This is a genomic window from Kitasatospora sp. NPDC058965 (genome assembly GCF_042741245.1).
Classification (GTDB): Bacteria; Actinomycetota; Actinomycetes; order Streptomycetales; family Streptomycetaceae; genus Kitasatospora.
The window spans coordinates 1-7,838 of sequence record NZ_JBHYKG010000370.1; the positions used below are offsets into that span (position 1 = coordinate 1).

The following is a 7,838-nucleotide window of genomic DNA, read 5'->3' on the forward strand; positions in this document are numbered from 1 at the left end:
GTCCGGTGCACTGGGTGCACCGGACCGGCCCTTTTGCGTGCCGCCCCCGCCGGCCGGTGCGGCTAATTGCGCAGGGCGTCCAGCTTGAGCCGCAGGGCCTGGTAGCGCTCGCCGCGCTCGCGGTGGAACCTCGCCACCACCGCGCCCATCTCGGCCAGGGCGAGTCCCATGGCGTCGAACTGCCGAGCGGCGTCGGGGCCCTTGAACCAGGTGGCGTCGGCGGTCAGTCGGGCGAGGTCCGTGGCCAGTCCGTCGTCGATCGTCGCCAGCGCGGTGCGTTCGGCGGCGGGCAGCTCCGCCCGGTCCTCGACCTGGGCGGCCATCACGGTCCAGCGGGACGAGATCTCTTTCAGCACGGCCCACTTGAGGGCGGTTTGGATCTTCTCCCAGTCCGGCCCGCCGACCGGCCGGAGCGGCCGTCCCGCCAGCTCGGCGAGGACCGGGGCCAGCGCTTCGTGCTCGGCCGGGCGGTCGTGCTTGACCAGGAGGCCCAGGATGCTGCAGTCCCGGTCGGTGCGGGCCCGGACGTCCGTACCGGGTTTGGCGACGCCCGTCGTGGCGGACCGTCCGGTTTTGACCCCCTCGCCCACCACGGCCTTGAGGACGAGCCGGCCCAGGTCCGCCGGGGCCAGCGCGATCACGGCGAACGGGACCGTCAGGCGCCGAGTGGCCGGGTCGTAGGAGATCTCCCGGCCGACCGCCACCAGTACGGGCTCGATGCCGTTCAGCGTGTGCTTCAGGCCGGTCGTCCAGGTGAGGACCTGCCGCACCGCCGCCACGTCCGCGGTGCTCAGGCCGGTGGTGAGCGGGCCGCTGTGGCGGTCGTACGCGAGCACCCCGAGCTGCAGCAGTTGCTGCTCGATCGCCAGCAGTCCGGCCCGGTCCGGGTCCTTCCCCCAAGCCGTCCTCGTCGACGCCCAGTCGCCGTTCGCCACCGTCTCGCCGGCGAACGCGGCGCTGTCCATGCTGCGCACCCAGGCGCGGTTGACGACGAAGTCCGCCCACGCGAGCGCGGGACCGAGGTTGCACTGCTGCGCGAACGCGTGCAGCGCCCGGGCCTGGGCCGGGACCGAGCCCGCCTCCTGGTAGCGGCCCGGCTTGCGTTCGAGTTGTTCCGCGAGCGCGGCGGCGGCCGCGGCGTAGCTGTCCGCGTTGTCGACCGCCAGTTTGACGGGGAGGTAGTTCCAGGCCCAGCCCGTCCGGTAGGCGTAGTCCTTGACCGGGAAGGATCCGATGTCGTTCATGGTGTGGGTCAGCTCGTGGACGAGGGTCAGGGCCTGGTAGGTGAGGATGGGGGTCGCCGGGCCGAGCAGCTCCGGTCCGACCTCCAGGCGCAGCAGCTGCGGTGGGGCCCCCAGGGTGAGCACGGTGGCGGCGCCCGTGGCGTCCGGGAGGTCGTCCCGCACCGTGACGTAGCCCGCCGGGCTGCCGATGGACCCCAGCTGGGGGCCCAGCAGCTGGAACCGCCGGTGGAAGGTGAGCAGATCGGCGCTGCCGGCCGGGGTGTCGCCCAGCACGCCGGTGGCGAGCAGGGCCTGCGGGGTTCCCAGGGCGACGATGGCGTCGATCTTCGCGCGGAGCCGCGCCAGTGCCTCCCGCTCGGTGGTGCTCAGCGGCTTGAGGGGCACGGGTGGCTTGTTCAAGGCGGCGGTCCTTCCAGAGGTCTCGGCGGTCGCCGTACGCCGGGCGGACGGCTGTGCGCCCGGCCGAACGGCTGCGCCCGACTGTGGCCGATGCCAATGGACAACGGATAAACGCCGAAGGGGAGTTGGCCGTTCCGCGGGCCGCGGCAACGGTCGCTCGTGCACGTCCCGGGGCGTCGGCCCGCCGCCCCGGGCACCGCACTCGACCGTGGCCGCGTGCGGGACGGGGCCGCACCCTCAGGTAGTGCCGGACGCGGGCGGCAGCGCGGTGTCGAGCCACTCGAAGGCGACCTGGTGGAAGCGGGACATCGCCCCCACGTGGCAGTGCTCGCCCGCGCCTTCGTCCGTGCGGAGGGTCACGAGGGTGTGCGGGCAGGTCAGGGCGGCCTGGACGCGCTCGGGTTGGCCGCGGAAGAACTGGTCGTCCTCGGCGTCCAGGATCAGCGTGGGGCAGTCGACGAGGTGGGCGGCCCCGTCGAGGGTGTAGTCGGCGGTGCGGCGGATGTAGTCGCACACCGACGTGGCGCCGAAGGTCCAGACCCCGTTGCGCAGTGCCCAGCGCGTCTGGGTGTCGGCCTGCACCAGCAGGTCCAGGACGGGGCCGGCCAGGTCGTCGCGGCCGCTTTCCACCCAGTCCCGCAGGAACGGCGGAAGGATGGCCAGGTGGGGCTCGTGGTAGCTGTAGAGGCCGTCGTCGAGCACCAGGGCGGCGACCCGGTGCTCGTGGGCGGCGGCGCGGGCCGCGAGGTAGCCGCCGAAGCTGTAGCCGAGCAGGACCAGCCGGTCGGGGTCGATCTGCGGGCGGGTCAGGGCGTAGTCGACCACCGGGGTGACGACGGACTCCCAGTCGGGGCGGAAGACCAGCTTCTGCAGGCGCAGCGCGGCGCCCTGGCCCGGGCCGTCGAAGGCGAGCACGTGGTAGCCGCGGCGCAGGGCCGCCGCGGCGATGACGAAGTAGGACTCCTCCAGGGTGGAGTCGAAGCCGCTGGTGAAGACGACAGTGGGCCTGGGGGTGGGGGAGTCGTCGACCAGGAAGAGGTAGCCGGGCAGGGTGGTGCCCTCGTACGGGATCTCGACGGCCTCGACCGGACGGTCCATCAGGGGCACCGCGGCGGCGAAGGCCTGCCGGGAGAGCTCGGACAGGAGCGTGGCCTCCGGATCGTGGGCGGGGTCCTCGCGGCGGTAGAACTCGGCCGTGCGGTAGTAGTTCGAGGCGCGCAGCAGGGCCTCGCGGGCGCCGACCCGGTCGCCGGCGTCGAGCGCGCGCCGGCCGATCGCGTGGACGCGGTCGGCGGTGGCCCGCCACTCGCGCAGCCAGGCGTCCTCGTCCCCCTCGCCGATCCGCGCGGCGGTGGACAGGACCTCCCCGAGGTCCGCGCCGCCGTCGCCGGCGAATCCGGCGGTCCGCAGCGTCTCGTAGGAGAACGACTCGTCGTCGAACAGGAACTTCATGGCGCACTCCTCGGGCTCGTGCGAGACGGAACGGTTCCGTCTCGTCTTCGACGCTACGCCCGGGTCGGTCGAGACGCAACCGTTCCGTCTCAGGTAGGCTCCCGGTCATGGCACGCTCGTCCGCCCCAGGCGCCCCCGCCCCCCGGCCCCCCGGTGGCCCGGTCCTCCAGGACTCGGTGACGGCCGCGATCTCGCAGGCCTTCTTCGAGGAGCTGGCCGCGGCCGGCTACGCGAAGCTGTCCCTGGAGGCCGTCGCCCGGCGCGCCGGCGCGGGCAAGGCGGCCATCTACCGGCGCTGGTCCTCCAAGCAGGAGATGGCCCTCGCCCTGATCGCGGAGATCGTCGCGACCCTGCCCGAGCCGCCCGACACCGGCACGGTGCGCGGCGACCTGCTCGGCTTCCTCGCCGAGACCGCGGAGGTGCTGCGCCACCCGCTCGCCTCGAAGATCGTCCCCGACCTGCTCGCCGAGGCCCACCGCACCCCCGAGCTCGGGCAGGCCATGCTCGCCGTCGTCCGCGACCCCCGCCGCGCCCGGGCCACCCGGATGCTCCGACGGGCCGTCGACCGCGGCGAACTGCCTCCCGACCTCGACCTCGCCGTCGCCCTCGACCTGCTGGTCGGCCCGCTCTACTGGCACCTCGCGGTCGTCAACGGCGCGGCCGGGCCCGCCTACCTGGAGCGGCTGACCGACATGCTGCTCGCCGCGCTGCGCGCCTGACACCACGACCTCCGGGCCCGCCCCGGCCTCCGGGTCCCGCCCCCCGCAAGCGCGAGCGCGGTGCGGAGCCCCGTCGAGGGTCCCGCACCGCGCACGCCGTCACCCGCCGGCACCCGAGCGATCGGGGCGCGGCGGACGGCTCAGGGGGTGTGCACCGCGTCGCTGCCGTACAGCACGTCGGTGAAGTTCGAGATGTAGTCGTGGACGTCCGTGCTGGTCAGGTCGTACGTCAGGAACGCCCCGTACCCGCCGTCCACCGTCTGCTGCGCCAGGTCGGCCGCGTCGTAGTCCGGGGTCGAGCCGAAGTCGACGGCGGCCGGGCCGAGCTTGCTGTTCGGCAGTGACACGGCCGGCACGCTGAACGAGTCGTAGTACGGGTTCCACGAGTAGTCGAAGAGCGGGCCGACGTCGGTGCCGCGGTACACCAGGCGCGAGGCCGACGGGCCGATGTCGTACAGCGTGATGAGCTTGCCCGGCATGTCGGCGCGCAGCGCCTGGACCAGGTAGACGAAGGAGCTCGCGTTGGGCTGGGCGGTCCCGTTCGCACCGTAGTCGGCGTACTCGTCGTCGAAGTCGATGCCGTCCAGGCCGTACTTGGTCACCGCGTTGGACAGTTGCCGGGCGAAGGCCGCCGCGGCCGCCCGCGACGGGAAGTTGGCGAAGCCGGCGCCCTGGTGGTTGCCCAGGACCGACAGCTCGACCTTGATGCCCTTCGCCTGCAGCGGCCGGATCTGGGTCGCCGCGTTGTCGAGCACGCTCTGCACCTGCGGATTGAAGTACAGGTACGCGCCGGTGCCGTTGTCGTTGATGTTCGCGGCGAAGACGACCGCGATGTCGAACACGTTGGCCCCGCCGTTGGCGAGCGTGTACTTGCCCACGTTCAGCATGCTGTTGCTGTTGACTTCCACGTAGGCCACGGATGTCGGGCCGCTCTTCGCGCCGCCGTGTCCCGGCCGCTGGTGGGCCGTTGCGGGGCGGGACTGCCCGAGGGGCGCCGGAGCGGCCTGCGCGACACCCGCGGTGCCGGCCAGGACCACCGCCAGCGCACCGGCGAGCAGGGGCAGCCACCGTGCCACGGATCTGGAACCGTACATCGTCGATCGACCTCCTTGGAGGTAAAGCGATTTAGTTGTTGTGAGCATGCCCCCGGGTGGCGAAGCACGTCAAGACCCCTACCAGCGCCTGGTGTTGGGAGTGCCACCTGAAGCGATTCAGGGGGCGCCGAGCCTGATCCGCCGTCACCGCCGCAAGACGTCCGGCCCGTTGTCAGTGCCCCGGAGCAGGATGGGCGCATGACGGACGGAACAGCCTGGCTCGCCGCCCCCCGCGCCATCGCCTTCGGTGGCTACTGGGTGGTGCTCGCCCGCGGGCTCAGCATGCAGGAACTCGCGGACCGCCTCGCAGCGACGGTCGCGGACGGCGGACGGCACGTCGCGGTGGGCGTCGGTCGGCAGACCGCGGAATCCCTCCTGGACATCATGGACGAAGCCTTCGGCGACTACTCCGACGGCCTCGGCCTGCGCCTCGGCCGGTCCGGGGAGTGGACGTTCGCGGTGGCCTACGGCGGGTGGCTGGACCGGTTCGGCGGGCCGGCCCGGCTGTCGGACGGCGGAGCGCACGTCGTCCTGCTGGAGTACGAGGAGGAGAACGCCAAGCTGGTCCCGCCGCAGTTCGCCGCCTTCCACGAGGGCCGTCTCGTCGCCAACTTCGACCTCCACCTGGACGCCTCCTGGGGCTACGAGGGGGTCCGCGGCGATCCGGAGACCGCTGCCCGCCTGCAGGAGCGGCTCACCGCTGCCGGTCTGCCCGACCCGACGCGGGACAGGAGGGACGTGCACCGCACGGCGCTGGGCGTGGTCGACGCATTCTTCGGGCTCTCGCTGCCGAAGGACGCGATCGTGGACGGTGCCCTGCCCGCCGTCCTGCTGAAGGCCGCCTGACGCCCCGTCCGCTCCGGCCGGCACCGCCCCGACGCCGGGGAGATCGCTAGGGTGATCGTATGACGAACAGCCAGGCCGACTCCGCCGCCGCCCTGCCCGCGCACTTCGCTTCGCTGCCCACCACCGAGTTCGCGTTCCCCGGACCGCTGCGCGACCAGTTGGTCGCGGCGATCCTCGACGGCTCCAAGACCTCGACCACCGGCGTCCTAGCGGACTACGAGCACGAGGGGGAGCCGCTGCCGGAGGTCGGCAACCGGTTCCTGGTCGTCGACTCGCAGGCGCGCCCGGTCGCGGTCATCGAGACCACCGCCGTCGCCGTCGCCGCGCTGGCGGAGGTCGACCTCGCGCACGCGGTGGACGAGGGGGAGGGGTACACCTCGGTCGCGCAGTGGCGGGAGAGCCACGAGCGGTACTGGCACAGCGAGGCGATGCGCGCGGCGCTGGAGGACCCCGAGTTCACCGTGGACGACACGACGCCGGTGGTGCTGGAGCGCTTCCGCCTGATCGCCGACCTCCGCCCGGCCGAGTGACCGCCGGGCCCGGCCGACCCGCCGGTGCCGTCGGACGCGGACGACCGGTCCAGCCGGGGCGGACCGGGCGCCGACCACCCGTGAGGATGCAGGTCTGAGGGAACGCCCACGCTTTCCTCAGACTGCCCAAAGCCGCGCGGCCTAGCGTCCTGCGGCATGACGATGATGCGAAGCGTCTCCCGCACGCGGACGAGGCTGCTGGCCCCCGTCGGCCTCCTGGTGGCCGCAGGGCTCGGCACGGCACTGCTGCACGGGCACTCCGGCAGCGCCGCCGGGCGGCCGGCCATGTCCCTGGTGGCCGACTCGGCCCGGCTGTCCTCCCCCTCCGCCTCGGCGACGCCGACGACCCCGGCGACCCCCTCGGCCGGCACGCCGTCCGCCCAGGCCGGTCCGTCAGCCCCGGACTCGCCCGCTGCTCCTGCCTCGCCGTCCGCCCCGGCCACACCTGCTGCCCCGGCCCCGGCGCCGCCCTCCGCTCCCGCCGCCGACGCGGATCTGCGCAGCGCCGTCGCGCAGGCCGACGGCGCGGTCTCGGTCTCGGTCTCGGTCACCGATCTGACCACGGGTCAGTCGCTCGACTACGGGGCAGCCGGGCACACCTTCGCCACCGCGAGCATCGTCAAGGTCGACATCCTGGCCACGCTGCTGCTCCAGGCCCAGGACAAGGGCAGCACGCTGACCGCGGCGCAGCAGGGCCTCGCTACCGCGATGATCGAGAACAGCGACAACGACTCCGCCACGGCCCTGTGGGACGACATCGGCCAGGGGGCCGGGTTGGACGCCGCCGACCGGCGCTTCGGGCTGACCGCCACCACCGGCGGCGCGGACGAGTACTGGGGCCTCACCGCCACCACCGCCGCCGACCAGGCGCAGTTGCTGCGCCAGGTGTTCACCGGTGACTCGATCCTCTCGGCCGACTCGCGCAGCTACCTCCGGACCCTGCTCGACCAGGTCGAGAGCGACCAGCGCTGGGGCGTGAGCGCGGCGGCGACCGGCGGTGAGTACGCGGTGAAGGACGGCTGGCTGCCACGGTCGGACACCGGCCTGTGGGTGATCAACAGCATCGGCACGGTGCAGCGGAACGGGCACGAGTTGCTGATCGCGGTGGTCTCCGACGGCAACGCGAGCGAGTCCGACGGCATCTCCCTGGTGCAGTCCGTGGCCCGGGCCGCCGCCGGGTCGCTGGGCTCCTGAGCCGAAGGGGCGGCGGGCAGGTCGCTCGGGGCTGTCGACGGCCCGGCCCGGACGAGGCCGGGCCGACCGGACGTCAGGTTGCCGGTGCGCGCCGGGGCGTTCCGGAGCGCGGGGCGGCGCCGGGCGGCGGGCCGTGTCCGGCGGCGTACCCGCGGATCAGCGCGGTCAGGATGTCGGTGAGGCGGGGGGCCACGTCGACGACGGCGTGCGCGAGCTTCGGGTCGGTCTCGTAGAACCGGCGCAGTTCCGTTCCCGGCGCGGCCATCTGCCACAGCGCGCCGGCCATCGCGGTGGCCGTGGCCACCACGTTGCCCGCCTGCGCGCTGTCGAGCGGGAAGAGGCCGCGGAGCACGTCGGCGA

Annotated in this window: 7 protein-coding genes and 1 pseudogene; 4 read left to right on the plus strand and 4 right to left on the minus strand. The window is 73.5% G+C overall.

Annotation, left to right across the window (positions count from 1 at the left end):
* Window positions 1–62: 62 nt before the first annotated feature.
* Together ACFW1A_RS35840 and ACFW1A_RS35845 are read right to left on the minus strand one after the other, a co-directional pair.
* Complete coding sequence (locus ACFW1A_RS35840) at window positions 63–1,643, minus strand: hypothetical protein (protein ID WP_380416874.1); 1,581 nt, start codon at window positions 1,641–1,643, stop codon at window positions 63–65.
* Window positions 1,644–1,880: 237 nt separating this feature from the next.
* Window positions 1,881–3,095 (minus strand): alpha/beta fold hydrolase, encoded by a 1,215-nt coding sequence (locus ACFW1A_RS35845; RefSeq protein ID WP_380416877.1) that lies wholly within the window; start codon window positions 3,093–3,095, stop codon window positions 1,881–1,883.
* 107 nt (window positions 3,096–3,202) lie between these two features.
* On the opposite strand from ACFW1A_RS35845, the gene ACFW1A_RS35850 reads away from it, so the two are divergent.
* On the plus strand, window positions 3,203–3,814 hold the full coding sequence (locus tag ACFW1A_RS35850) for a TetR-like C-terminal domain-containing protein (protein ID WP_380416879.1): 612 nt from the start codon (window positions 3,203–3,205) through the stop codon (window positions 3,812–3,814).
* Window positions 3,815–3,954: 140 nt separating this feature from the next.
* Here the strand turns inward: ACFW1A_RS35850 and ACFW1A_RS35855 are convergent, their stop codons facing one another.
* On the minus strand, window positions 3,955–4,908 hold the full coding sequence (locus ACFW1A_RS35855) for an endo-beta-N-acetylglucosaminidase H (protein ID WP_380416881.1): 954 nt from the start codon (window positions 4,906–4,908) through the stop codon (window positions 3,955–3,957).
* Between the two features lie 198 nt (window positions 4,909–5,106).
* On the opposite strand from ACFW1A_RS35855, the gene ACFW1A_RS35860 reads away from it, so the two are divergent.
* The 3 genes from ACFW1A_RS35860 to ACFW1A_RS35870 all read left to right on the plus strand — a co-directional run bounded on the left by ACFW1A_RS35860 (window position 5,107) and on the right by ACFW1A_RS35870 (window position 7,478).
* Window positions 5,107–5,754, plus strand: coding sequence for a DUF6461 domain-containing protein (locus ACFW1A_RS35860; RefSeq protein ID WP_380416883.1), 648 nt, complete (start codon window positions 5,107–5,109; stop codon window positions 5,752–5,754).
* 59 nt (window positions 5,755–5,813) lie between these two features.
* Entirely contained in the window at window positions 5,814–6,284 is a 471-nt protein-coding gene (locus ACFW1A_RS35865) for an ASCH domain-containing protein (protein WP_380416885.1), read from the plus strand.
* Window positions 6,285–6,440: 156 nt separating this feature from the next.
* Complete coding sequence (locus ACFW1A_RS35870; protein ID WP_380416888.1) at window positions 6,441–7,478, plus strand: serine hydrolase; 1,038 nt, start codon at window positions 6,441–6,443, stop codon at window positions 7,476–7,478.
* Between the two features lie 73 nt (window positions 7,479–7,551).
* Here ACFW1A_RS35870 and ACFW1A_RS35875 read toward each other — a convergent pair.
* Window positions 7,552–7,838: pseudogene (locus ACFW1A_RS35875) on the minus strand (TetR/AcrR family transcriptional regulator); the annotation flags it as partial.

What these genes read in the sequence shown, in the direction of transcription:
- ACFW1A_RS35865 (WP_380416885.1), top strand. Translation starts at nt 5,814, where the DNA reads ATGACGAACAGCCAGGCCGACTCCGCCGCCGCCCTGCCCGCGCACTTC.
- ACFW1A_RS35845 (WP_380416877.1), bottom strand. Translation starts at nt 3,095, where the DNA reads ATGAAGTTCCTGTTCGACGACGAGTCGTTCTCCTACGAGACGCTGCGG.
- ACFW1A_RS35855 (WP_380416881.1), bottom strand. Translation starts at nt 4,908, where the DNA reads ATGTACGGTTCCAGATCCGTGGCACGGTGGCTGCCCCTGCTCGCCGGT.
- ACFW1A_RS35850 (WP_380416879.1), top strand. Translation starts at nt 3,203, where the DNA reads ATGGCACGCTCGTCCGCCCCAGGCGCCCCCGCCCCCCGGCCCCCCGGT.
- ACFW1A_RS35870 (WP_380416888.1), top strand. Translation starts at nt 6,441, where the DNA reads ATGACGATGATGCGAAGCGTCTCCCGCACGCGGACGAGGCTGCTGGCC.
- ACFW1A_RS35860 (WP_380416883.1), top strand. Translation starts at nt 5,107, where the DNA reads ATGACGGACGGAACAGCCTGGCTCGCCGCCCCCCGCGCCATCGCCTTC.